The following is a 24,186-nucleotide window of genomic DNA, read 5'->3' on the forward strand; positions in this document are numbered from 1 at the left end:
GGAACATCCGTTGTTAGCTTTCGATCATGCGATGCGCGACAACCCTGTCCTTGTGCTTGCTGCTCACGGGTTCAATGATCGCCCAGGATGACCATGTCTTTCCCGACACGCTCTACTTCTGCGCTCCGGCCGATGTGCAGCAGGTGACCGACCTGGACAGCCTTGGGGCCGTGGTGGCGGAATTGCCGGAGGTCCACGCGAAGCTCGTTGAAATGACGGGCGACTGGTATGGTAGGCGCTATGTGCTCGCATTGAAGCAGGATGGCGGCTACGCACTCCATCCTGTGCTCATGGATGGTGCCGTGAACGAGGTTCAGGCGGTCACGGCCGACATCCTCGGCAACGGCCACTTGCAGGTGGTGCTGCGCACGATGCACTACGTCGGCCACACCGGTTGGGAGCACGCCATCCACGAGCGGGATCGGGCCATCACCGTGTGGGACCTGCAAGCGGGGCGGTGCCTGTTGCGGTTGGTGCATGGCCAAAGCCGCGAGGAATGGACCAACACCTTCGGGTCCGGCACCGACTCAATACCCTACGACCAGCGCACCATCGTCGGCAGTGAGGGGGAGCGTTCGTGTACCTACCATGAGGTCAGCTTCACCACAGGCGCATTCACCCTGACCCCGCAGCCCACCTGTCCCGATGGCATCCCTTCGGAAGGGGTCGAACTCAGCGCCACCGTGCGCTATCAGCTGTTCGATGGCGGCTGGGTGAAGCAGTGATCGGCACGGACCCGAGTGCCAGTAAGGTTCCCCGCTGGTGGGTCCAGCATGCGCACCGTACGGATCATGCGTTGGGTGGGAACACTTGCGACATGAGGGCGGCTTGCCCCAGGAATGTGCGAGCTTTGGTGAGGTATGTGCTTGACCTATGCCGCCATCGGCGTGAGCTGCGTCGAACTGCGAAAGCCGGACCAATGGACCACGTGCGCCTTTCACTCTTCTTCCTGGCGCTGATACCATTCGGCCTTATTGCCCAGGAACGGGATTGGGCCTTCGTACACCACACGCCGCGGAGCCAGTACATGTTCCCGCAGGAGGCATCACCAGTGTATGTGCTGCGCGGTGCTTCCGCGCTGCGCTCCGCCCCATCCACGGATGCACCCCTCATCATGTCACTTGCTCCGGGCCGGAGCGTGATCGTGGAAGAAAGAATCCCGGACACGCTGGTGGTGGATGGCGTGCGCAGCAATTGGTACCGGGTGTCGGCCGGCGACCGCACTGGCTGGATCTGGGGCGGCAACCTGACGGGGCAAGCGTTCGGCGGCACTGCGGACCCGACGGTGAAGTTCTTCGCTGGCCTCGATCATGTGGTGCCGCCGGACACTTCGCGCATCGATGTCTCCTTCCGCATCGTGGCTGTGAAGGACGGTAAGGAGATCGACCGGATCGTGGTGCGATCACCCGCATGGAGCTTCGAAGCGGTGCGCAACGCAGGCAACCTCGGTCTTCGGAACGTGGACGATGTGATCCTTCTGGACGTGCCCTGCATCGGCGGCTGCGGCTGCACCACGGGTATGGTGGTGGTGTTCTGGAGCGGCGGCCGTTTCCACCACGTGGCCGATCTGCTCGGTTCGCCCGACGGGGACTACAGCACGGACGAGAACTTCATCTTTCCCTCGAACATCGAAGGCTTGCCGGGCGTGATCATCCGCGAGACGAGCAATTATTTGGATCCCGACGAGGAGAAAAGGAAGCGGGAAGAAGATGAAGAGGGCCCGTCGATCACGCGCACACTGGTCCGTGAATACCTGCGGTGGGACGGACGTGCCCTGATCCCGACCGGGAAGGACACGGAGCGGATGAGCTACCGGCTGTCGGTGGGCCATTGAACCGCGCGGCCTCAGGAGCAGCCGGTCCTTGCTATTCGTCCTGCACGCCTAGCGACCGGATCCCGCATGTGCTGCCGGTCCGTCTGCTTACAGGTGGCGCGTTCACTGCTCCAGCGTCATCATCCGCGCGCTGCTGCCATCGCTGTAGCGCACGATCCGCAGGCCGTTGTACAGCGCATTCACCTGTTGCCCCAGCACATTGTAGCGGCCCGTTTCCACCTTGCTGGCTGATCGCTCCAACTGGGGCACACCGGTCACCAGGTCGGTACCGTACTTCACAAGGAACGCATCACCGTCACCGGCGGAGACGAGCAGTTCGGTTCCCACCAGCATCGATCCCAGAAAGGTGCCGGTGGCATAGCAATTCCCGTTGGGGTGGGTGGCGAGTCCGGCGCCGTGGTTGTTGTCGGTGCCACCGATCCGGGTCGCCCACAGGAAGCTTCCAGCCGGGTCCAGTTTGGTCAAGAAGACGTCCACCCCGCCATCACTGGTGAGACTGAAACCACCGACATTGGTGCTGCCGGAGAAATCGCCGATGACGTATGGGTTCGCGTTGCTGTCCACGATGACCTCCCACCCCAGCTCCGATGAGGCGCCTCCCATCTTATAGGCCCATTGTACGACACCGGCGGTGTTGAATTTGGCGATGTACGCATCGGCGAAGAGGTTGCCGCTCGCCACGAGCGAGAATCCTCCGATCTGGAGCTGATCATCGAAGCTTCCGACCATGTACGTGTTGCCTGCCGCATCGGCCGCCAAGCCCCATGCGTTCGCGATATTAGTGGACGTGACGGGGCTCTGTGCCCACTGGTCCACGCCCGCCGCGTCGTACTTGACCAGGAAGATGCTATAGCCGGTTCCAATGGTGAAGGAATTCATACCGGCATCCACGGTCCCGGTGGCGGTGCCCGTTACGTAACAATTGCCTACGGCATCCACCGCGAGTGCGCGACCATAGGATCCACCCGTGGCGGCGAGCACTCGGGTCCAGAGCGGTGTACCATCCGGATCCAACTTCACCAGGAATGCATCGGTGGAGCTGCTGGTGAAGGAATCTCCGGCCACCGTGAGGTTCTGGGTGAAGTAGCCCGTCACGAGTATGTTCCCATCGGCGTCAAGCCCGATGTCCTGCGGAAACTCCTCCAGCGTGCCGCCGAAAGCGGAGAACCACTGGACGTCACCATTGGCGTCCAGTTTGATGACGCAGACATCCCGCGAGTCGTTGTTGCTGGTGTACGTCGTGCCATCCACCGTGATCTGGACCGACCACCGTGCCAGCACGAAGCTGTTCCCCTGCTCATCCACCACGATCTTGTACGGCCGCTCGTCCGCTGCCCAACCGAATCCGCGCACCCAGATCCCGTTGCCCTGTTCATCATGCTTCGCCACGAAGACATCGTAGCTGCCAGCGCTGGTGATGGTCTGGGAGCCGACGGTGGTGGTGCCCGAGAACAGGCCGCAGGTATAGGCGTTGCCCAAGGCATCGACGCCCACGCCCTTGGAATTGGTTTCCGTTGGGTCTCCGAACCGGGTGGCGAAACCGATGGGCGGGACCTGGGCGCTGGCGCTCACCGTGAGCAGCAGAAAGGTTGATAGCGCGTAGAGGTTCTTCATCCTGTTGGTGGTGTGTGCGAACGAAGATAGATGCTTGATTCTTGGGGCTTCCTCAGCCCACCGCAGGCTGTCCCCCACATTACCGCAGGCTTGTCGCGCTGTCGATTCCTTGGCCCCGGCCCAAGAGTCCACCCGGGGCTCATCCGGGCAACTTGTTCGATCAGTGCTGGTCGATGAAGGCGTTGAAGGCCTCCACGGCGATCGGACTGGTGAACGGGGCTTGATGCAATTCGAAGAAGCTGCGCACTCAGCTTCCTGTATGTCGGTATCTATTGGAACAACCATCATCATCTTTTCCAGGCCGCACGGTCGGTCACCGGCCATCTGCTGGATCCCGCGAACAACAACCTCGCCCGTTTCATTCGCTTGCAGGCGGTGGATCACTTGCGCTTCGAGCCATACGCGCAGGAAGAGCGGGTGCGCGCGAACGGCTACGCCGATGCTGATCGGATCGACCTGCTGGAGTTGTGGGCGCGGTACAACCTGCACATCGCGCATGTGATGGACCGCGTTCCGGAGGCGATTGCATTGGAGCCGGGCACGGATCGCGCTCCAATGGGCAGCACCTATGCGGCACTACCGCCGGATGCCGTACCGACGCTGGATCGGCTCATGCGCGATTGCGTGGGGCACCTGAAGCACCACCTGCGGCAGATCGATCCGCGACTGGTCGGCTAGGGAACCGACGGCGATCACAGCGCTACTTCGCGGCGCCTGCTGGTTCCTTCTCCAACTCGGCCACAATCCGCGTCGCATTCGGGTTCTTCGGATCCATCGCCAAGGTGCGCTTGTAGAATTCCAGGGCCTGCTTCTTGTCGCCGAGCTTCAGGCACGCTTCCGCGTAGCTGTCGTACACGTTGGCACTCTTTGGATAGAGCTGCATGTTGATGAAGAAGAGGTCGCGCGCCCGCTCAACTCTGCCAGTGTTCATCAACTGGTATCCGAACATGTTCAGCGCTTGCTCATCCACCGCTTCGTCGTTGGGGTTGGCGGACTTAATGGTCGTGTAGGCTTGCAGAGCCGCATCACGATCACCGCGCAGCACGGACTCGAATGGGATGCGCTCATCGTCCTTCATGCGCGACAGCGTCGAGATCACATCACCGGTTTTCGTTTCACTCACCTGCAAGGTCATCGCGCCCGCAGCGTCCTTCAAGAAGCGCCGACTGCGTTCATCCGTCCTGCCTACGAACTCACCGTCGCCGATGTGAACAAGCTCTGTGGGCGGTTCGCGCAGTGGCTCGCGGTAGAGCTTGCCGTTGCGCAGGGCGATGGTGACGAGGTTGTCGCTGCCGTTCCTGTACCGCCCGGTGAAGGCGCGCAGTTGAACCGTGTCCATCGGCACCTCCTTGTGTTGTGGAACGAACTCGGGCCAGTCATAGGCGCGCGCGATGGAACGGATGACCTCGAACATGAATTCCGGCTGGTTGGCATTGATGAGGACCACCGCGCCCTTGCCGTTCTTGACATGTCCGTAGATCTGGCCGCAGAAGCCCTCATTCCAGCCGCCGTGCTCGAAGTAGCGCTCGCTGCCTTTGTTGTGCAGCATCAATCCCACGGCCGTGTTCGGGTCGAGATACGGCTCCACCATCTGCATGGCGGTGGCGCGGCGCAGCACCCTGCCGCTGTCGGTGGCGATCGTCCGCTGCAGGTCGATGACGAAATGCGCGAGGTCGGTGGCGTTGGTCCACAGGCCGTCGGGCGAGATCTCCGGGTAGATGTGCCACTTGCCGACCGTCATTGAACCGTCGGGCACATAACCACTGGCAGCGTTGTGCTCCATGGCGGCGGGCATGGGTTGTTCATAGGTGCTGCTTGTCATTTCCAGCGGTTGCAGTACAAGGTCGTGCATGTGCTGTGGAATGGTGCCGCCCTTCTTGTCGAGGATCAATTGCGATGCGACACAGTACCCGCCGCCGGAGTAACGCCACCCCGTGCCCGGTGTCTGATCCACCACCACGGGCGGCGAATTCGCTGGCGCTTCGCCGTTGAGGATGTTCACCAGCGTGGGCAACGGTTCGCCATGACGGTATCCTTGGAAACCGTGCACAGTGGTTCCAGCGACATGGCCAAGCAGTCGTTTCAGCGTGACCTTCTCCGTAGCGGTGAACTCGTTCTCCCGCATCTTCCACGTGGTGAGCATCGTGTTCACGTCCGCATCGATATCCAGCGCGCCTTGCTCCGCGAGCTTCAACACGGCCATGGCAAAGACCGGTTTGCTGATGGACGCTGCTTGGAACAAGGTGCTGTCCGTGACCGGTCGTTTGCTGGTGGTGTCCATCACGCCGTAGCTCTTTGTCCATGCGATCCTGAAGTCATCGATGATGGCGATGCTGACGCCCGGAACGCCGTAGTGCTTCATCCGTTCCTCGATGGTCCAGGTGCTATCACCTTCGATCACTACGGGTGTGCAGAGGCCAGTCTCCACATGGCGGCGGATGAATTCGTTGGGGTCATCCGTTCGCGTGGGCGTTTGGCAGGCTGCGAAGAGGATGGCGACGAACAGTAGGGCAGCGGATCTCATGCGATGAAGTTGTTCGAAGGCGAAGGTGGTTCGATCGGTCCAGTTCGTCCGACCGGTGTGAGCGGTGGTTCAGGTCTTCAAGTCGAATGCTGCCTGCGCTCGTGACCTCCCGTTCACCATTACCTCCACCACATGCTCCCCGGCGTAGTGCTTCCGTGTGCTGAAGTCCACGATGCGCTGGCGTTTGCTCAATTGTATCGAGGCTTTCGCGGGTAACTCGAGCTCCTTCAGCTTGAAGACCTTCTTCGAGGTGCCACCACTTGCTTTGCGGTAGTGGACTGCATAGTCGATGACGAGTTGTTGCGTCCGTATGGCTTCGGAAGTCACGGTGAAGGAGAATTCCAAGGTGTCGCCGAGTTTCAAACGTTTCGGCGATAGGACCAGGTCATCGACGCGCACCTTCACCTTGCTGTCGAATGCGAAGAGCGCGAGCGCGTCCACGTTCCCCGCTTTGATCAGCGTGCGGCTGGCGTGTTTGGCGATCCACGCGGTGTGTGGGTGTTTATGGTCCCACGAGCGCAGCACGTCGATCATGTACGCTGGATGGTCTTTGCTGAAATCGTTCAAGTGATTGGCGACGGACTTGCGCACGTAGAGCGAATCGTCAGCGCGTAGGCGTTCCAGGATCGGTGTCGTGAGCTTCGGGTCCTTGAGCACGGCATCCAGGCGGAACGACCACGGCAAACGCGGTCGGCTTCCTTCAGAAGCGAGGCGGCGCACATGCTCGCTGTCATCTTCAGCCCAGCCGCGCATCACCTTCAGTGTGCCTTTCGCATCGCGGCGGAAGAACTCGCGCACGGCGAACTCCGAAGAGCCGAAGGATGTGAAGTACTTCAGCGCATCGAGCGAGAAGGCGGGATCATCGTGCCCGAATTGCCCAACGAAGTCCGGGTAGAGCAGCGAAGTGTAGCCCCTCGGCATGCGTTCGGCCACTTCCTTCAACGCGTTCACTGACTTGCGGAGGTCAGAAGGCAGGTGCTTGCGCAGCGTGATGCTCGCATGGCGCATACGGGCATTGAGTTCGCGCCCTTCATTACCATCGAGCAGATCCTTCACCAAGGCTGCGCGTTCCACTTTGGGCGTGGCGACTTCCACCTCTTTTGCCAGGCGTTCGAAATACGCCCGGTTGAACATCTCTTTCAATTGGTCGGCCATGCGGCGAAGATGCGCTCATGGCATGCACCGTAGCTTCTTTCACGGATCGGTACACCTTAGCGCCCGATGCTCAAGTCGGCCATAGCCAGCCCGTATGCCCGAATTGTGACCCAAGCCGTTCTGCGGCGGGCCATCGATGCCGTGGCCACACAACGAGCGGTTCTCAAGCAGTTGTTGGCGGCAGGGACGCGCACGGCTTTCGGCCGTGACCATGGCCTGGACAATGTTCACGACCATGCGTCATTGGTTCAGGCCGTGCCGCTGCGTGATTACGAAGGCTTTCGGCCCTATGTGGAACGCATCATCGGTGGCGAGCAGGATGTGCTCTGGCCCGGCGCACCGCTGTACCTGTGCAAGACCAGCGGCACCACCAGCGGAGCGAAGTACATCCCGATAACCCGGGCGAGCCTGCCCAATCACATCCAGAGCGCCAAGCGCGCGCTGTTGGCCCACATCGCGCACAGCGGCAACGCCGACTTCGTCGGTGGCAAGATGATCTTCCTGCAAGGCAGTCCGGCGCTCGACCGCAAAGGCACCATCCCGATGGGCCGCCTCAGCGGCATTGTGGCCAACCACGTGCCCCGCTACTTGCTGAAGAACCGCCTGCCCAGCTATGCCGTGAACACGATCCCCGACTGGGAAACGAAGGTGGATGCGATCGTGGACGAAACGCTGCGCCACGACATGCGCTTGATCAGCGGCATACCGGCGTGGGTGCAGATGTACTTCGAGCGGTTGCTGGAACGAAGCGGCAAACGCACGGTGAAGGACGTCTTCCCCAACTTCTCGCTGTTCGTGTACGGCGGCGTGAACTATGCACCGTACCGCGCGCGCATGGAGTCACTGATCGGAGCACGCGTGCCCAGTGTGGAGCTCTTCCCCGCCAGCGAAGGCTTCATCGCCTACCAGGACAAGGACGGCCGTGACGGACTTCTGCTCGTACTGGACAATGGCATCTACTACGGCTTTTTGCCGATGAACGGCAACGCACCCGGCACGCGTCCGCTCTCCATTGATGAAGTGCAACTGGGCGTCAACTATGCGCTTGTCCTCTACACGAACGCCGGACTGTGGGGCTACGAGATCGGCGACACGGTGAAGTTCGTGTCGCTGTCGCCCCCGCGCGTTATCGTTACCGGCCGCACCAAGCATTACACCAGTGCCTTCGGTGAGCACGTCATCGGGGAGGAAGTGGAGAGCGCGCTGCGCACGGCCATTGAGCAGCTGCCCTGCGAAGTGACCGAGTTCACCATGGCGCCGCAGCTCACCCCCGCCGAAGGGCTCCCGTACCACGAGTGGTTCATCGAGTTCGCCGCGCCGCCTTCCGACCTGTCGCGGTTCGCGGTGCTTATCGACCAGGCTTTGCAAGCGCGCAATCCCTACTACAAGGATCTCATCACCGGTAGCGTGCTACGACCGTTGGTCATTACAAGCGTTGCTCGCGGGGGCTTCACAGCATGGATGAAAGCACGCGGCATGAACGACGCACAGAGCAAGATGCCGCGGTTGGCGAACGACCGCCGGTTCGTTGAGGGGCTGTCGTAGCCAGGGTCACGCGTGGGCCGCGGTGAGCACGCTCACGCGCATGCCGGGCAAGGCGAGCAGGGCTTGTGCGCAACTCTCAAGGGTGGCGCCCGTTGTCACCACATCGTCGATCAGCAGCACGTGGGCCCCGGTCGGCGCCGTGTTGTCGTCCACTTTGAACGCGGTCCGCACGTTGCGCCAACGTTCCAAGCGGCCGCGTTGCGTTTGCGTCGCAGTGTGGACCACGCGCAACAGTGATCCCCCTGCGGGTTGCAAAGGCCAAACCTCACGCAAGCCATTGACCAATAGCTGGGCCTGGTTGTAGCCCCGCATCCTCTCTTTCCGCCGGTGGAGGGGCACGGGCATTACGGCATCCACGCCGGCGAAAAGCGGGCTGTCCTTGGCGGCTTCACCCATCATGCGTCCCAGTCCGACACCGATCCGCCGGTCCCCTTTGTATTTCAACCGGTGCAGCATGTGCTGCACTCGGCCTCCGCTCTGGAAACGCAGCAACGAAGCGGCACCGCCCAGTTCCACGCGGCCCCAGAACAAGCGGGCCACGGGGTTGCGCGCGTCGCTCATGGCGTGCGTGTACGGCAGGTCGCCAACGCAGAGCATGCAGAGGTGCCGCTCGGTGCTGTTCAACGGCCTGTCGCAACCAGGGCAGCAGCGCGGCATGATCAACGAGACCATGGCATCGGCATAATTGGACCAGGTGGCCATCGCGATCCGCAAAGTAGCTCCCCGCCGCCAAGTGCGATCCGCCCAACGGCCCGAACGCGCCGACAGGCGGTGATGTGCTGCCTGCGTAGAGCCGATAGCCGTCGACCAGTGCCGGCCCAAAGCCATCACCGGGTTCAATACTTTGTTGGTAACCGCGTTATCCCTTGAAAAGCCTCCGATGCACCGGGGGTACCTTCGCCACCTGAACCATACCGAACCAGGCGCCTACGCCGACCTCTACCGATGAGCACCGAACAGAAGCCCCGCTCCAACAATGCCCTCCTCGCCCTCGTGGTGCTGCTGATCATCAGCAACCTGGCGACGCTTTACTTCCTCAACAAGGGCAGCAACGAGATAGAAGCGCAAGCGGCCGTCCTGGACGAAACCAAGGAAGACAAGGAGAACGTGACCAAGTTGTTGGAGGAAATGCTCGTCCAGTATGACACACTGAGCACGGAGAACGAGCAGATCAAAGCCGAGATGGACGCGCAAAAAGCGCAGATCGAGGAGCTGATGACGAAGGTGAAGAACGGCAACTACACGATCGCGAAGGCCAAAAAGGAGGCCGAGACGCTACGCACCATCATGAAGGGATATGTGGCTACCATCGACTCGCTGAACCAAGCCAACCTTTCGCTGCAGGCCGACAAGGCCAACCTAACCAACGAGCTGGGCGTAGTGAGCGGTGAAAAAGCAGCGTTGGAGGAAAAATCCCGTAGCCAAGAGGAGCGGATCAACCGCGGTGCCGTACTGCATACCACGGCCATCAGCGCGGGCGCACTGTTCCTGCGCAGCAGCGGCAAACAGGTGGAGACCGAGCGCGCCAGCAAGGCTGAAATGGTGAAGTGCTGCTTCACGCTGGGCACCAACACCGTCACTGACGCTGGCGCCAAGACGCTCTACATGCGCGTGATCAGCCCCGATGGTTCGGTGCTGCCCGCCAGCGACGGCAACAACCGTTTCCAGTTCAATGGCGTGGAGGGCGAGTACAGCGCCAAGCGCGAGGTGGACTACAACAATGCGCCCGTTGACGTGTGCGTGTTCTGGACCGCCACCGGCGACATGAAGAGCGGCCACTACAACGTGGAGATCTACGAGAACAAGGCCTTGGTCAGCAAGGCCGGCTTCGACCTGAAGTAAGCGGGGACAAGACCACAGCACAGAGCCACGGAGGGCGCAGAGACACGGTCTTTGCGCCCTTCTTCTTGCACGCCCTGTATTCTCCGTGTCTCCGCGTCTCCGTGGTCTTCAACCCTCAGAAGAACGCCCTCACCTGTGCACCGCCCACGTGGATGGTGTTGATGCCTTCGCTCTTGCGGCCGTTGTAGGTAAGGTCCACCTGTAAGTTGCTGCTCAGGCGGCGCTGTACCGTGATGTTCCAGGTGACGTTGGTGCCGGGCTTCAAGCCGCTCAGCATCTCGTTGCCGAGCGATGAGTCAACGATGCCGTCGTAGCTGATCTCCACCAGGTTTCCGTTCGCTTGCACGGTGCCCTTGCCCGCCGTGTTCCACTTGATCTCCAGCCCAAGGTCCTGCAGCAACGCACGCTCGTTGCCGAACTCCAATGCATTGTTCTTTTCCGTGCGCTTGTAAGCCAGTGCCGCGCGGAACTGCGTACCGGGCTGCCACGTGATGCGTGGCTTCACGCCCTGGCGGAACACATTGAAGTTGCGCCCGCCGAGCACATCGCTGCCGTTGGCGGTGCGGCCCACTTCGCTCTCGATGTCCACCATCCAGCGTGTGGAGGCGTTGATGCGCAGGCGCAGTTGCTGGACTTCGTGGCTGCGACCTTCGTAGCCGCTAACGAGCAAGCTGCGAGTGCGGTCGCTCTGCACTGTATGGTCAATGCCCCATGCGCGACTGGTGCGATTGAAGAAGAGCGTGTTGCGTAACGAACTGCTGTACGCGAGCAACGACGTGTCCGTGGGGTCGGTGGTGAACGGATCCAACGCGGCGGCCAGGTCGTTGTCGGCGGTCTTGCGGTCGGCGCGCAAGCTGGCCAGGTCGCTGAAGCGCGCAAGGAACTTGCGCACGCCGTCCTTATCGCTCCACACGGTGGCGGGCCGCACATCGATGCTGGCGCTGAGCTGACTGCTGTACGTGCGCACGAACTCGTTCGTCTGCGTGAACACGCGGATGTAGTTCGCCTCGTAACCGAAGTTGGCGAGCTCGAACTCGTTGAGGTCCTTGATGCCGTCGCCGTTGTAATCGATCCACACGTAGATGCCTTGCCCGGCCGGCACTTCCACATAAACAAAACTCCTCTTCTGCTCCAGCCCGCTGCCGAACTCATAGAACACATCGGTGACCACCGCACCGCGCCAAGCGGTCAGGTCGTGGTCCACGCGGGCGAGCCAAGTGTCTTCGGGCCGTTGCGCGGTGAGCGTGCTGTCCACGATGCGCAACTGACGGTAGTTCACCGCCGTCTGCAAGCGGTTGCGCGGGTTGCGCGACAGGTCGAGCTGGGCGGCATACGTGGTGGCCTCTGTGCTGCGCTTCAGGTCGTTGTTGCGCAGGGCATCGTCGGTGCGTTGGCCCACGCTCACGCGCCATTTCACCTTGGCCGTGTCGTTGCTCTGCAGGAAGCCGGTGATGTCAAAGAAGCGGTAGCTGCCCACGGCGAGGGAGTCCGTGCCGGTGCGGCGGAAGCGGTTGTCCTCGTGTTCGTCCTGCACACCGATGGTGAACCAGCGCATGTTGCGTTGCAGCGTGGCCTTGTGCCGGATGAAATCGCTGCGTTGCGGTGCGCTCGTGGTGAGCCAGCTGCCCGTGCCGCGCAGCGCCCATTTACCGGGGTGCAGGTCGGCCACCACGTCGTGCTTCACCCCGTTGAACCGGTCCCGCACTTGGAACGTGCTGAAGCCGTAGCGCCAGTCGCCGAGCTCGCGCCCGCTCATGCCCGCGTTCGCCCCCGCGAGCAATTGGTCCTCGTTCAGCAGCACGCTCTGTGCGTTCCAATTGCGCTCGAACTCCGCAGGTCGATAGCGGTCGATGATGCTGAACTCACTGCTGAGCGCTTCGGCGTTCACGCCCACCACCACACGCAAGGTGCTGTCGGCCAGACCGAGCGGAATGCCGTGCTCGGCGCTCACCATGGCGGCCAGGCCTTCATCGTTGCCATCGCCCACGCTCGAGAACGTATTGCGGTCGTAGTTGCTGTACGCGACTTCCGCCGCTGCTTTGGAAGCCGTGCCGAAGTGCTGCTCCACGCCGAGCGTCACCACCTGCTTCGTCTTCGGTGCGATGAGCGCTTTCAACGGCATGTGATCGCCCTGCCGCACGATGACGCCGTTCACCGTGTCGGGCGGCACCCATTTGAACACGCGGCCGTTCGGGGTGAAGTCGCTCTGCACATAATCGCCCTTGCCAGCGCCCACGTTGCTGAAACTGAGCTGCCAGTAGGCCACTGACTGGTCGTTGCTGAAGACGTACACCGGTGTGTAGCCGAGCGAATCCACTTGCCGGTACAGCACCAGGTCGGCGCTGAAGGCCACGCTGTCGGCGCCGGGGACCACGGCTTGCAGGGGGTCATCGCCGGCAAGGGCCAGCACTTCCTTGTCGCTATCGCTCAGCACCTGTTGCAGCGGCTGATTGCGATGGTCTTGTTCGCTGTACGCGTTCAGGCGTACGGTGGTCTTGCCCATCACGGACTCATGACCGACGCGCACGAGGGAACGCGTGTAGTTGCGGTCACTGTACTGGAATTCCACCGTTATGCGGCGGTCCTTGGTGATGGGCCGCACGGCGGTGAACGTCAGTTCGGCGGTGTTGTAGTCGATGACGTAATCGTTCTCCTGCCCACGCGTCATCAACTGGCCGTCCACGTACACGCGTTCGGTGCCGCTCAGCACCACGATGAACGATTCGCCTTCATCGCCGCGCAACCGATAGGGACCTTGCACGCCTTCCAACCCCTGCACGATGGTGCGCGCGAACTTGCCCTTGCTGATGGCGGCACTGGCGCCGGTCTCACTGCGCACGTTCTTGCCGAGCGTGTAGGTGGTGGTGCCCGTGATGCCTTTCGTCTTCTTCAGGTAGGTGAGGAAGTATGCCTTGGGCCGTTGCAGTACGAAGTCGCCGGCGATGAGTTCCCAGCCGCCCGCGCCGGCCTCCAGTTTCTCGTTGCCGAAGAGCTTGATGAAGGTCTGGTCGAAGTCCTGCAGCTCCAGGGTGTTGCCGCCCGCTTGGATGGGGATGTTGTTGTCGGTGATGCTCGCGAGCACATTGATGTTGTCGCTCAATCTGCCGCCGAGTTCCAGGTTCAGCGTGCTGTTCACGCTCAGGTCCTGGTTGTTGCCGAAGAGCACACCGCGGCTGATGCTCCCACTGCGGTTGAGCGCGGTGCTGCCCAAGGGATCCTCGTTCACGCGCGGTGGTTGGTAGCGGAAGGGATCGGTGCGGTCTTCCTGTGCGGCCAGCATGCGTTGTTCGTCCTTCTGCATGCGCGGTGCAGTGAACGACAGCGGCAAGGCACGGTAAGTGGCGATCAGCGTGTCCGCACTGCTGGTGTCGCCGTGCCAGAAGAGCAGGGCGCTGTACGGGTCCATGGTGTAGGCCTCCGCACCGAGTTCCTGCCCTGCTCGCGCGAGCCGGAATGTGCCGGGCGCCACGCTCACCGTATCGAGGCGAAGGGTGTCGTTGGTGGGCACCAGCACGCGCGTGCGGCGATTGGACATGTCCTGGCCCACAACATCCTGCGCGACAAGGCACAGCAGCAGAGGCAGGAGGATCCTTACCGGGCGTGGCATAGGGGGTTTGTGGAGTTCGTGGGGGGGCGCAGCCTTGCATGACGTACGCGCCCCGGGGAAAAGTATCCGTTGGGTGCGGGAAAGAGGAGAAGACCGTGCGTGGACCAATCAGGAACAGGAGGATGGGAAAACCGTGAATGAACGGGATGCTCCTGGACGCAGACGCCGAATTCCACATCGGCCTGTTCCCGTCCGTTCACGGTTGGGCTTTCAGGGGCTCATCTGTCCAGACGGCGGTGTTCACAAGCCGTTGTGCGCCGGGGAAGGCCCGCAAGAGCGGCCGGTACATTCGCCGGGCATGATCCGCGCGCTCGGCACATCCTTCACACTGGTCCTTCTGGCGGCGTGCGGTGGGGACGGGCAGCGGCACGGTGCCAGTGGCAACAAGCACTACGGCGGCGTTTTCAACGCCAATGAATCGCAGGACCTGGAGGAGATCTTCCCGTTGAGCCTTACGGCGGCGCACGCTCATCGCATCTCATCACAGATACACGAGGGACTGCTCCGCTTGGATCCCACGGACCTGAGCGTACTGCCTTGCTTGGCCGAAAACTGGGAGGTGAGCGACGATGGCCTTGTATACACGTTCCATCTGCGCGACGAGGTGTACTTCCACGACGACGCGTGCTTTCCGGACGGCAAGGGGCGCAAGTTGGTGGCCGATGATGTGGTGAACGCATTCACGCAGATCTGCACGTTCAGCGACGTCAACCGCTCGTTCTGGCTCTTCCAGGACCTGGTGAAAGGTGCGACCGATCACTTTGAAACGACGCGCCAAGGCGGAACACCAGCACCGGGGGCGTTGGGCCTCGAGGCTTTGGACGATCGCACGATCCGGATCACGCTGGAGCACCCCTCGGCCAACTTCCTGCGGCTTATGGCACACCAAGGCACGTGGATATTCCCGCGGGAGGTTATGGAGGAGTACAAGGGCGAACTGCGCACGCATGCCGTGGGCACGGGTCCCTTCCACCTCAAGGCCTTCCGCCCGGGCGAGGCCATGGTGCTGGAGCGCAACGCACGCTATTGGCGCACCGACGAGCACGGCAACCAGCTGCCTTTCCTCGATGCCGTGCGCTTCACCTTCTTGCAGGACAAGGACCGCGAGATGGACCAGTTCCTCAAAGGCCGGCTCAGCGTACTGCACGAGATGCCGCCCGACCGGATAGGCGAGTTGCGCGATTCCATCGGGCCCGAAGGCAAGCAGCGCTTCCATGTGCAGATGAAGCCCGGGCTGAGCGTGCAGTTCTACGGCATGAACCCTCGCGTGGCGCCGCTCACCGACCCATTGGTGCGCAAAGCGTTCGCGCTGTCCATCGACCGTGCGGCCATTGCGCGCGACGTGTTCAAGGGCACGGTGGTGCCGGCCGACCACGGCATCATGGCGCCCGGCCTCGAAGGCTATCCGTACGAGCTGGTCACGGGCCATGTGTACAGCCCGGACAGTGCCAGAGCACTGCTGGCCCAAGCGGGTTATCCCGGCGGGAAGAACTTTCCCAGCGTGCTGCTGAACGTGAACAGCAACGGTTTCGGTTACGTGGCCGTGGCAGAGGCCGTGCAGGCCATGCTGCAAAGGGAACTCGGCATAACGGTCGGACTGAGCGTATTGCCCGATGACCAGCACTATGACCGTACCGACATGGGCATCAACGTGTTCTGGCGCCAAGGTTGGGTAGGCGATTACCCCGATGCCGAGAACTTCCTGGCACTCTTCTACGGCAAGAACGTGCCCGCCGACAGCACGCAGCCCAGCTACCTCAACTCCGTGCGTTACAAGAACCCCGTGTTCGATTCGCTCTTCGCCGCAGCCAGCGTTGCCGATGATGGCGCAGCCCGCCAACACATGCTGGCTCAAGCGGAGAACATCATGATGCAGGAAGCCGTGGCCACACCGCTCTATCACGAGCGCACCGTGCGCCTGGTGCAACCCTGGGTGCGCGACTTCCGCATCAACGCCATGGAGATCCGCGACCTGGCCAGCGTGTGGATGGACCCGGCGCTGAAGCCGGTGCAGTAGATCACGCCACCCCCTTCCGCAGCACCGCCACCATCAGCTGCTTGGCCAGTGGCAGGTAGGTTTCAACGGCTGGCAGTGCCACGGCCGCTTCGAAGGCGAAGGTGGCCGGGTTGGGCAGGTGGTAAGCGCGCACCAGCTCCAGTTTGATGTGTTCGTAGGTGCACACCAAACCAAGGGTGTAGGTGCTCACATAGCGTGTGGTGAGGTGGGCTTGCGCCTCGCCGTTCGGTAGTTCCACTTGGTGCAGTGTGTAGGCGTAGGCGCGGGCCTCGCGCTCCTGGCGCAGGAGCAAATAGCCTTCTGCCGTGTGCAGCGGCAACAAGCCCACCGGCTCGAAGCGGATGGTGCGCGCCAGCTCGTTGCGCAGTTCGTTGCCCATGTCGCGCGCGGTGGTGAACGCGGGCAGTGCGTGGTCCACCACTTCATCGATGAGGGAGAGCTCGTGCGCTGCTGAGGGCGCTCCGTACACCATGCGGGCCTGCTCCAGGTCGATGCCTTCCACCTCGCGGGTGCGTGCCGCATCGATGCGTTGCCGCTCGCGCTGCAGGGCTTGCAGTGCTTCCACGCAGTGCTGCAAACCGCTCAGGTGCGGATAGAGCTTCCGCTCGCCGAAGCCGGTGCGCGCGCGCTGCACGTGGGCCAGCACGGTGTAGCGCTTCAGCTCGGCATCGAGCGGAGGCGCCAGCAGTTGGTCGATGGGCGTGCTTTGCATGATTCAATGTGCAATGTCGTTCTATCGTGGGAGGTGTCAACCGACATCCAACATCCTTCGTCCACCTCCGTGTCCCTGTGCCTCTGTGGTCTTCTTTCCTCTCATCCTTCAAACGCGCTGTTCACAAATCCGTTGTGCACGCCCTGTGCCGGACCGATGACCGGTCGGACATTTGTGCGTCCGATGGAAAATTATGCGCCCATGAACCTGCTCCGCCATACCCCCGCCGCCGTTCTTCTCAGCCTGCTGTTCGCCGCGTGCGTGCCCCAGCGCAAGTACCAGGAAATGAGCGACCGCTATGAAACCATGCAGCGCGAGAACGAAGCCGCCCTGGCCAAGGCGAATGCCGCGGAAGCCAAGAGCACCGAGCTGCAGGCCGAACTGGACGAGCGCAAACTGCGCAGCGACCGCCTGCAGAACGACACGATGGTTTTGGGCACCAGTTTGCGCACCATGACGGGACAGTACGATCGCATCAACAAACTGAACAACGAGTTGCTGGAGAAGTACAACGCACTGCTGGCAGGCGATCGGAGCGAGAACCGCAAGCTGCTCACCGACCTGGAAGCCACGCGCCTTGCACTGCAAACGCGCGAGGATTCCCTGGCTCGGCTCGGGCAGCGCATCAACGAGAAGCAGGCACAACTGGCGGAGCGCGAAGCGGCCTTGGGCGCACTGCAAGCCGAGATCGCCAGGAAGGACGAGGCCATGAAAGCACTGAAGGACCGCGTGAGCAAAGCGCTCACCGGGTTCGAGGGCAAGGGCCTTACGGTGACACAGAAGGACGGCAAGATCTACGTGAGCTTGGACAACAAACTGCTCTTCGCCACGGGCAGCACGGCCGTTGACGCCAAAGGCAAAGAGGCGCTCGTGAACCTGGCCAAGGCCATCGAGAACGAGAAAGACCTGAACGTGCTGGTGGAAGGCCACACCGACACGGACAAAGTGCTGGGCAGCGGGGGTGGCTACAAGGACAACTGGGACTTGAGCGTGCTGCGGGCCACCAGCGTGGTGCGCATCCTGCAGGAGAACAGCAAGATGGACCCGCTGCGCATCACTGCGGCTGGGCGCGGCGAATACATGCCGGTGGACCCTGCGGACAAGGCCAAGAACCGCCGCATTGAAGTGATCCTCGCCCCGGATCTGAAGGAGTTGTACAAGCTCGTAGGCGAACAATAGGCCGGGGTGGGTTTTCCACAGTAGGCAACTGTCCGCCCCAACGTCCTGTCTTGGGCCTACCCCACCCGTTGGCCCCCACCGAACGATGCCCAGAACGAAGACCTTTGAACGCGTGGAGACCGCCACCGCTGCGCTCACTCTTAGAGAGCCTTGGATCCTTGAACTGCGGTACCATGATGATGCTCAGTTCTCCCCGGAGGACGTGATGGAGAACATGAACGCCATCGAGCAGATGTGCGATCACAGGGGTCCCTGCTGCCTGTTGAACATCTTCCCGGCCGGCATGAAGGTGCAGCCCCCCATGATGAACGACGACTACTACCGCGACCAACGGGACCAACAGCGTATAAAGGCCATGGCCGTGGTCACCGATAGCATGGAGATGTACACCGCCAGCAAGCTGTACTTCATGTACCACCCGCAACCCTTCGATGCACGGGTGTTCGAGGAGGAGCGTGATGCACTGGAGTGGCTCCGGGGCTTCTGCGGCCAGCCGTAGGACCTGACCGCCGGAAGTCGGGACGGCCCGCTACCCCCAACAAAATATCTTGGCGCCCCCGCTGTTCTAAGCACGCCATGCGCGCCAACCGCCTTTCCCTGTTCGCCCTGTTGGGCACCCTTCTCCTGCTGGCGGCGTGCAGCACCCGCAAGAACAACGTGATGAGCCGTGCCTGGCACCGGCTTCTCTCGCGCGACAACGGTTGGTTCAATGCCAACCTGAAGCTGAACGAGATCAACGACGGCATCGAGAAGGCCTACGTGTACGACTTCGACAATGTGCTGCCCATCTTCATCCATGGCACGCCCGAGCAGGCCAAGGCCGCCGTGCCCGAAGTGGAGAAGTGCATTGAGAAGTGCAACACGGTGATCAAGCGGCACTCGATGGAATTCGAGGGCAAACAGAAGAACAAGTGGATCGCAGACGCCTACTTCGTCATTGGCAAGAGCCACTACACCAAGCAGGCATGGGCCGAGGCCGAGCGCCGCTTCAGCTTCATGGGCCGCAAGTTCAAGGGGCACGAGCTCTTCTATGTGGCAAAGCTGTGGGGCGCGCGCTGCGCCATCCAGATGGAGCAGTACGCCAAAGCGCAGAGCCTGCTCGATGAAGTGAAGCAAGCCCCGGAGCTGCCCAAGAACTTCCCGCACGATCAGCTGAGCGCCGTGCAGGCCGACCTGGACCTGAAGCGCGGCAAGGTCGATGATGCCATCACCGGCCTGCAGCGTGCCGTGGACCTGGCCGACAAACGCAACGACCGCGTGCGGTGGGCCTTCATCCTGGCGCAGTTGTACGATCACAAGGGTCGCGGGCAGGAGGCCATTGCACAGTTCCGCAAGGTGACGCAGATGAACCCGCCGTACGAGATCGACTTCCATGCGCGCATCTACCAAGCGCTGGCCTTCGACGCGGGCAACAGCAAGAGCCTGCGGAAAACACTGAACCGCATGCTGCGCGATGAGAAGCACGTCGACCACTTCGACATGATCCACTACGCGCTGGCGGACCTTGACCTGAAGGAAGGCAACGACAGCAATGCCATTGCGCACCTGAAGACCAGCGCGCGCGTGAGCACCAGCGACACCAAGCAAAAGGCAAAGACCTTCTTGAAGCTGGCCGACGTGTACTTCGAGGACCGTGCCTACGTGGATGCCCAGAAGTACTACGACAGCACGCGGACGGTGATGGCCGAAGAACACAAGCGCTACGAGGAGGTGGCCAACAAGGCCGAGGTGCTGACCGAACTGGTGGAGCAGCTCGACATCATCCACCGCGAGGACAGCCTGCAAGGACTGTTCGCCATGAGCGATGAAGAGCGGGAAAAACTGATCCAGAAGAAGATCCGCGAGCGCGAACGTTTGGAGGAAGAGCGCCAAGCCGCAGAGGAAGAGGCCAGGGCCGTGGAGAACGCCGGGGCCCTGCAAGGCAAACCGGTGCAGAACAACGGAGGCGGTGGAGGCAATGGCTGGTACTTCTACAATCCGCAGAGCCTGAGCCGCGGCATGGCGGAGTTCAAGAAGAAGTGGGGGCCGCGCGTGAACGAGGACGACTGGCGGCGCAAGGACCGCAGCGGCAGTGCCATGCAGGTGGCCGAAGAAGAAGAGCCGGAGGAAGGCGAGGACGGCAAGGAAGGTGAGAAGGGCGAGCCCGAGTGGAAGAAGCCGGAGACCTACCTGAAGGACATCCCGAAGGACAGCGCCGATATCGGCATCAGCAACGAACGCATTTGCGAGGCCATGTACAAGTGCGGAATGATCTACAAGGAGAAGCTGGCCGATGAGGAGAACGCCATCGAGAGCTTCGAGGTGCTCAACAACCGCTTCGAGGATTGCCGCTACACCCCCGAAAGCCACTACCAGCTCTACCGCATCTACCTGAAGAAAGAGCAGACCGGCAACTACTTCTCCATGGACGGCAGCGGCTCGCAGCAGTACGCCAACATCATCCTGGAGCGCTGGCCCACCAGCGAGTTCGCACGCCTGGTGCGCGACCCCAATGTGCTGGCCAGCGACGAAGAGCGGAAGCTGCGCGAAGTGGAACAGTACAAGGGGCAGTACGAACAGTACAAGCGCGGCAACTACCTCTACACGCAGTACGCCTGCGACAGCGTGCTGATCAACGAGCCCAAGAACCACCTGCGCGCCAAGCACCACTTGCTGAAGGCCATGTGCATCGGCCAGTTGCGTATGCGCGACATGTACATCACCACCCTCACCGAGGTGAAGGACCAATACCCCGGCACCGAAGAATCGAAAGGCGCCGAAGCGTTGCTCGCGGGCCTTTCCCCCGTGCAGGAGAGCACTGGCGAACCGGCGCCTGTGGTGCAGCCCTTCAAATTCGAGGACGGCAGGCACTACTTCGCCGTGGTGGTCACCAATGGCGTGGCCGATGTGGGCCAAGTGAAAGCAAAGCTCACCGACTTCAACAGCCGTTATTTCCCCGGCACCACCGTGCAGGTACAGGCCACCTTCCTCGACCCAGAGCACCAGATCGTGCAGGTGAGCCTGTTCGACAGCAAGGACGACGCCTTGAACTTCCTCGACCTGTACACCACCGACAAGCAGGTCCTGGGCGACATCAACAGCAAGGGTTTCCCGGCGTTCGCCATCACCCCGAACAACTACGCCGAGCTGTTCAAGAACAAGGATGTGACGGCCTACGTGGCCTTCTTCGCCAGTAACTACAAGAAGTAGGCGGCTGCCCGTTCATCTCCGTCCATCCCCGGTTGATGGGCCGGTCGGCCTTCTTTGGCGCCAGAACCCGCGCCGGACGTAGGAAACGATCAGTGCAGGGCTATATTCGCACGACCCAAGCCGCTCCGATGTTCGGAAAGGACAAACCCACTGAGCCCATGACCAAGGCCACTGAACCGGTGAACACCGGCAAGATCAATTCCATCATGGAGGGCACCTCCATTGAAGGCGAGATCAAAAGCGATAGCAACATCCGCATCGATGGCCGCGTGAAGGGCACCGTGAATGCGCGTGGCCGCGTGATCGTGGGCCAGACCGGCACCATCGAGGGCGAGATCGTTTGCCAGAGCAGCGACATCGAGGGTACCGTCATCGGGAAGATCAACTGCCAGGACCTGTTGAGCCTGAAGGCAACGGCCAAGCTGCAGGGCGACATCAACACGAAGAAGCTGGCCATCGAGCCGGGGGCGGTCTTCACCGGCAATTGCGCCATGAGCGGCGGAGTGGTGAAGGAGATGGACCCCATGCGCCTGCGCACCGATGCCCCGGCCGCAGCACGCCCCGAGCAGACGGCCCAAGCCGCACGCTAACGCCGCACGCTCCCTTCCATGGGCCCGCGCCGTTGGTCGTTCCTGATCCCCATCCTGCTTTTCTCAGCCGCATGCGGCCTTGTGCTGTGGGTGGTGCTGTACGCGCTTGCATTGCCGTTCCTGCCGCTCCACGCCGTCATGGTGGTATGGTACGCACTGCTTACGGTTGGCCTGCACACCTGGCAGGAGCATGGCCTGGCCACTGACCCGAAAGGCTTCGTTCGCCGCTTCATGGGCGGCCTTATGCTGAAGATGCTGTTGAGCCTGGTGCTGCTGGTGGTGCTGGTGCTGCGCTTGCCGGTTGAGCAAGTGGCCAACGTCGGGATCTCCTTCGCAGTGCTCTACATCGCCTTCCTGGTGTTCAGCACCACGCGCCTCATGCGCATGGTGCGCACGGCTCCCAAACCCTGACCATGGACCTGCGCGACGGCATCGACAAGGCGGAGGCCGAGCAGATCAACCAAGCCGGCAAAGCCTACGCGCGCTACGGTGCCATCGGTCTGCAGATGGCGCTCTTCATCGGCTTGTGCACTTGGGGCGGCACCGCGGTGGACGATCGCACCGGTTGGAAGTTCCCGCTCTTCACGCTGCTAGGCGTGTTCATCGGCCTGGTCGGTGGGATGTGGTACCTGCTGAAGGAGACGAAGCGGAAGCCGTAGGGTCGCGTCCGGTGAGGCGAGTCCCAAGAGGCCAGTGTCACACGCCGTGCCCCCAAAGGGCTGAACTGACATGAGAACCAGAGCTCTGTTCGGCAGACTATTTCTCAGGTCAAAGGAACTTGATCAATAGGGCAAGTGATCCAACGACCAATACCAACAGGATGGTCACCCCAACCCCGAGCAAATGCCCAGCGCTGGTCCATCAACACCCCGATGAGGGCCACGAACAAGTAGTATCCAGCCAAGGTCAGCATGAAGAGCGCGGCCAAGCCCGAGGTGTCGTCATGGAGTACCTCGATACTTGACATCGGGAAAACAATGAGCAGTAGCAGTGCTACGAGCACGATCGCGGTGCCGATCATGATCCGCATCGCGATGCGCGCGTGGTCACGGGGTATGTAGGTCATGTGCTTTCAGGCCCGCGCCCCCAACTTCATCGAGCCCTTTCGGCCACGACACGTTTGAGTTCGGGCAAATGCCGTGACAGGATGGGCCAGACGAACGCGTCATCAATGGAATCATAGGAGTGAATGAGCCTGTTCCTGAATTGGACGATGCGGTCAGCTTCTACTATCGGGTGTTCCGGGTCGAGTTTCCTGATCTGGTTCACGGCTTCTCCAATGATCCCGAGTTGGCGCTCCACGGCGCTTTTCACGAGTTCATGCTTGGTGTAGCTCTCGAACGATACGACGTTGCCCTGCTCCATGAACGCCTCGATCAAGCCGATGGCTTTCAGCACATCAGCATAGAAGCCTTCCAGCCTGTCCATCGTAGATGAGCTTCTTGTGGGCGTCGATGTGGCGCTTTTTCACCGGGTTCTGGAGTGAGCGAGGTGTAAGAAGGTCCACTTTCCGCTGAAAGAACAACTCCATGCGGTCCCAGAAGGACCATAGCCGCTCGCCGGTTTCGATAGGATCCCCTTGCTCCAGTTCAACCAGAAGGTCCACATCGCTGGATGCGGTGAACGGACCGTTGACCGCCGAACCGAAAGCATAGAGTTCTTTCACCCGATGCGACTTGCACAGCTCGATGAACTGCTGACGGTGCCCGTTGATCAGGTCGGCGAACATGGAACAAATGTAGCCGGGTGCCAGAGCCGCAAACCACCACGCTGGTCAATCGAACATCCCCGGCCGCACAGCCGCCAATGCGCTGGACTCATCCTCGCTCAACCCCTGGCGAATGCTGAGCGCGGTAATTCCCGCCTGCTTCACCTCATCGAGCACGTCCACGACGCGGCCGTAGCGCACGCCCTGGGCCACCCGCAGCTCGCACAAGTGCCGCGATGCCGTGGCACTGTCGGTGGCCAATGCAGCGAATGCCGCTAGCGTGGGCGGCAGATGCACATCGCTCAACCTACGTACCGGTGTGCTGCCGGGCTCGAAGGCCCCTGGGCAGGCGTAAAGCACGCCCCGTGCGTCGAGCAATAACGTCATGCGCTCTTCCGGTGCCCGGCCCGGTCCTTCCCGCGGCAAGTCGAGGCCCATGGCCGTGGGGGTAACGAGCTTGCTGGTGAGGATGAAGAAGGTGAGCAGCAGGAAGCCGAGATCCACCATCGGCGTCATATCGAGGTGGATGCGTGGGCTGTGGAGCCTACTTGTGGTGCGCGCGGAGATGGGTTGCTCTTGTACCTCGGCCATGGTCGTCCTTTCGGATGGAACAGTGTGGCGACGTCGAACATTGCGCTGATCACAACCACCATGAGGCCACAATAGCCGT

Annotated in this window: 22 protein-coding genes; 12 read left to right on the forward strand and 10 right to left on the reverse strand. The window is 61.7% G+C overall.

Going from position 1 to position 24,186, the window contains the following annotated elements; genetic code table 11:
- Nucleotides 1-26: 26 nt before the first annotated feature.
- Both IPJ76_09150 and IPJ76_09155 read left to right on the forward strand, forming a co-directional pair.
- The gene (locus IPJ76_09150) at nt 27-725 is read left to right on the forward strand and encodes a hypothetical protein (GenBank protein QQR88359.1); all 699 of its coding nucleotides are present in this window, start codon (nt 27-29) and stop codon (nt 723-725) included.
- Nucleotides 726-919: 194 nt separating this feature from the next.
- Complete coding sequence (locus tag IPJ76_09155; protein QQR88360.1) at nt 920-1,834, forward strand: SH3 domain-containing protein; 915 nt, start codon at nt 920-922, stop codon at nt 1,832-1,834.
- A 102-nt stretch (nt 1,835-1,936) separates the two neighbouring features.
- On the opposite strand, the gene IPJ76_09160 is transcribed toward IPJ76_09155, so the two are convergent.
- Nucleotides 1,937-3,448 (reverse strand): hypothetical protein, encoded by a 1,512-nt coding sequence (locus tag IPJ76_09160; protein QQR88361.1) that lies wholly within the window; start codon nt 3,446-3,448, stop codon nt 1,937-1,939.
- Nucleotides 3,449-3,676: 228 nt separating this feature from the next.
- Here IPJ76_09160 and IPJ76_09165 point away from each other — a divergent pair, with 228 nt between their 5' ends.
- A complete protein-coding gene (locus IPJ76_09165) occupies nt 3,677-4,126 on the forward strand; it encodes a DUF1211 domain-containing protein (GenBank protein QQR88433.1) in 450 nt (149 codons plus the stop codon).
- A 22-nt stretch (nt 4,127-4,148) separates the two neighbouring features.
- Here IPJ76_09165 and IPJ76_09170 read toward each other — a convergent pair whose 3' ends face one another.
- On the reverse strand, nt 4,149-5,972 hold the full coding sequence (locus tag IPJ76_09170) for a serine hydrolase (protein QQR88362.1): 1,824 nt from the start codon (nt 5,970-5,972) through the stop codon (nt 4,149-4,151).
- 69 nt (nt 5,973-6,041) lie between these two features.
- Nucleotides 6,042-7,127 carry a DNA alkylation repair protein gene (locus IPJ76_09175; protein QQR88363.1) on the reverse strand — a complete coding sequence of 362 codons (1,086 nt, stop codon included), beginning with the start codon at nt 7,125-7,127 and terminating at the stop codon, nt 6,042-6,044.
- Between the two features lie 66 nt (nt 7,128-7,193).
- Here IPJ76_09175 and IPJ76_09180 point away from each other — a divergent pair, with 66 nt between their 5' ends.
- Nucleotides 7,194-8,672 (forward strand): GH3 auxin-responsive promoter family protein, encoded by a 1,479-nt coding sequence (locus tag IPJ76_09180; protein QQR88364.1) that lies wholly within the window; start codon nt 7,194-7,196, stop codon nt 8,670-8,672.
- Between the two features lie 6 nt (nt 8,673-8,678).
- On the opposite strand, the gene IPJ76_09185 is transcribed toward IPJ76_09180, so the two are convergent.
- Entirely contained in the window at nt 8,679-9,374 is a 696-nt protein-coding gene (locus IPJ76_09185) for a ComF family protein (GenBank protein QQR84797.1), read from the reverse strand.
- Nucleotides 9,375-9,617: 243 nt separating this feature from the next.
- Here IPJ76_09185 and IPJ76_09190 point away from each other — a divergent pair, with 243 nt between their 5' ends.
- On the forward strand, nt 9,618-10,514 hold the full coding sequence (locus IPJ76_09190) for a hypothetical protein (protein QQR84798.1): 897 nt from the start codon (nt 9,618-9,620) through the stop codon (nt 10,512-10,514).
- Nucleotides 10,515-10,629: 115 nt separating this feature from the next.
- Here IPJ76_09190 and IPJ76_09195 read toward each other — a convergent pair whose 3' ends face one another.
- A complete protein-coding gene (locus tag IPJ76_09195) occupies nt 10,630-14,121 on the reverse strand; it encodes a hypothetical protein (protein ID QQR84799.1) in 3,492 nt (1,163 codons plus the stop codon).
- Nucleotides 14,122-14,419: 298 nt separating this feature from the next.
- Here IPJ76_09195 and IPJ76_09200 point away from each other — a divergent pair, with 298 nt between their 5' ends.
- The gene (locus IPJ76_09200; GenBank protein QQR84800.1) at nt 14,420-16,138 is read left to right on the forward strand and encodes an ABC transporter substrate-binding protein; all 1,719 of its coding nucleotides are present in this window, start codon (nt 14,420-14,422) and stop codon (nt 16,136-16,138) included.
- A gap of 1 nt (nt 16,139) precedes the next feature.
- Here IPJ76_09200 and IPJ76_09205 read toward each other — a convergent pair whose 3' ends face one another.
- Nucleotides 16,140-16,850: a hypothetical protein gene (locus IPJ76_09205; protein ID QQR84801.1), complete on the reverse strand. Its 711-nt coding sequence runs from the start codon at nt 16,848-16,850 to the stop codon at nt 16,140-16,142.
- A 201-nt stretch (nt 16,851-17,051) separates the two neighbouring features.
- On the opposite strand from IPJ76_09205, the gene IPJ76_09210 reads away from it, so the two are divergent.
- From IPJ76_09210 to IPJ76_09235, 6 genes are all read left to right on the forward strand, one after another.
- Nucleotides 17,052-18,029 (forward strand): OmpA family protein, encoded by a 978-nt coding sequence (locus IPJ76_09210; protein ID QQR84802.1) that lies wholly within the window; start codon nt 17,052-17,054, stop codon nt 18,027-18,029.
- A gap of 85 nt (nt 18,030-18,114) precedes the next feature.
- Nucleotides 18,115-18,528, forward strand: a complete 414-nt coding sequence (locus IPJ76_09215) for an STAS/SEC14 domain-containing protein (GenBank protein QQR84803.1) — start codon at nt 18,115-18,117, stop codon at nt 18,526-18,528.
- A 77-nt stretch (nt 18,529-18,605) separates the two neighbouring features.
- A complete protein-coding gene (locus IPJ76_09220) occupies nt 18,606-21,218 on the forward strand; it encodes a hypothetical protein (protein QQR84804.1) in 2,613 nt (870 codons plus the stop codon).
- A 158-nt stretch (nt 21,219-21,376) separates the two neighbouring features.
- Complete coding sequence (locus IPJ76_09225; protein ID QQR84805.1) at nt 21,377-21,808, forward strand: polymer-forming cytoskeletal protein; 432 nt, start codon at nt 21,377-21,379, stop codon at nt 21,806-21,808.
- Between the two features lie 18 nt (nt 21,809-21,826).
- A complete protein-coding gene (locus tag IPJ76_09230; protein ID QQR84806.1) occupies nt 21,827-22,219 on the forward strand; it encodes a hypothetical protein in 393 nt (130 codons plus the stop codon).
- Between the two features lie 2 nt (nt 22,220-22,221).
- The gene (locus IPJ76_09235) at nt 22,222-22,467 is read left to right on the forward strand and encodes an AtpZ/AtpI family protein (protein ID QQR84807.1); all 246 of its coding nucleotides are present in this window, start codon (nt 22,222-22,224) and stop codon (nt 22,465-22,467) included.
- 104 nt (nt 22,468-22,571) lie between these two features.
- Here IPJ76_09235 and IPJ76_09240 read toward each other — a convergent pair whose 3' ends face one another.
- The 4 genes from IPJ76_09240 to IPJ76_09255 form a co-directional block, all read right to left on the reverse strand.
- Complete coding sequence (locus tag IPJ76_09240) at nt 22,572-22,829, reverse strand: hypothetical protein (GenBank protein QQR84808.1); 258 nt, start codon at nt 22,827-22,829, stop codon at nt 22,572-22,574.
- A 71-nt stretch (nt 22,830-22,900) separates the two neighbouring features.
- Nucleotides 22,901-23,236 (reverse strand): DUF86 domain-containing protein, encoded by a 336-nt coding sequence (locus tag IPJ76_09245; GenBank protein ID QQR84809.1) that lies wholly within the window; start codon nt 23,234-23,236, stop codon nt 22,901-22,903.
- Entirely contained in the window at nt 23,208-23,537 is a 330-nt protein-coding gene (locus IPJ76_09250) for a nucleotidyltransferase domain-containing protein (GenBank protein ID QQR84810.1), read from the reverse strand. Before IPJ76_09250 ends, IPJ76_09245 begins: the two co-directional genes overlap by 29 nt.
- A 45-nt stretch (nt 23,538-23,582) precedes the next feature.
- Nucleotides 23,583-24,107, reverse strand: a complete 525-nt coding sequence (locus tag IPJ76_09255; protein QQR84811.1) for a biopolymer transporter ExbD — start codon at nt 24,105-24,107, stop codon at nt 23,583-23,585.
- Nucleotides 24,108-24,186 lie beyond the last annotated feature (79 nt).

This window comes from Flavobacteriales bacterium (assembly GCA_016699575.1).
Lineage (GTDB): Bacteria > Bacteroidota > Bacteroidia > Flavobacteriales_F > PHOS-HE28 > PHOS-HE28.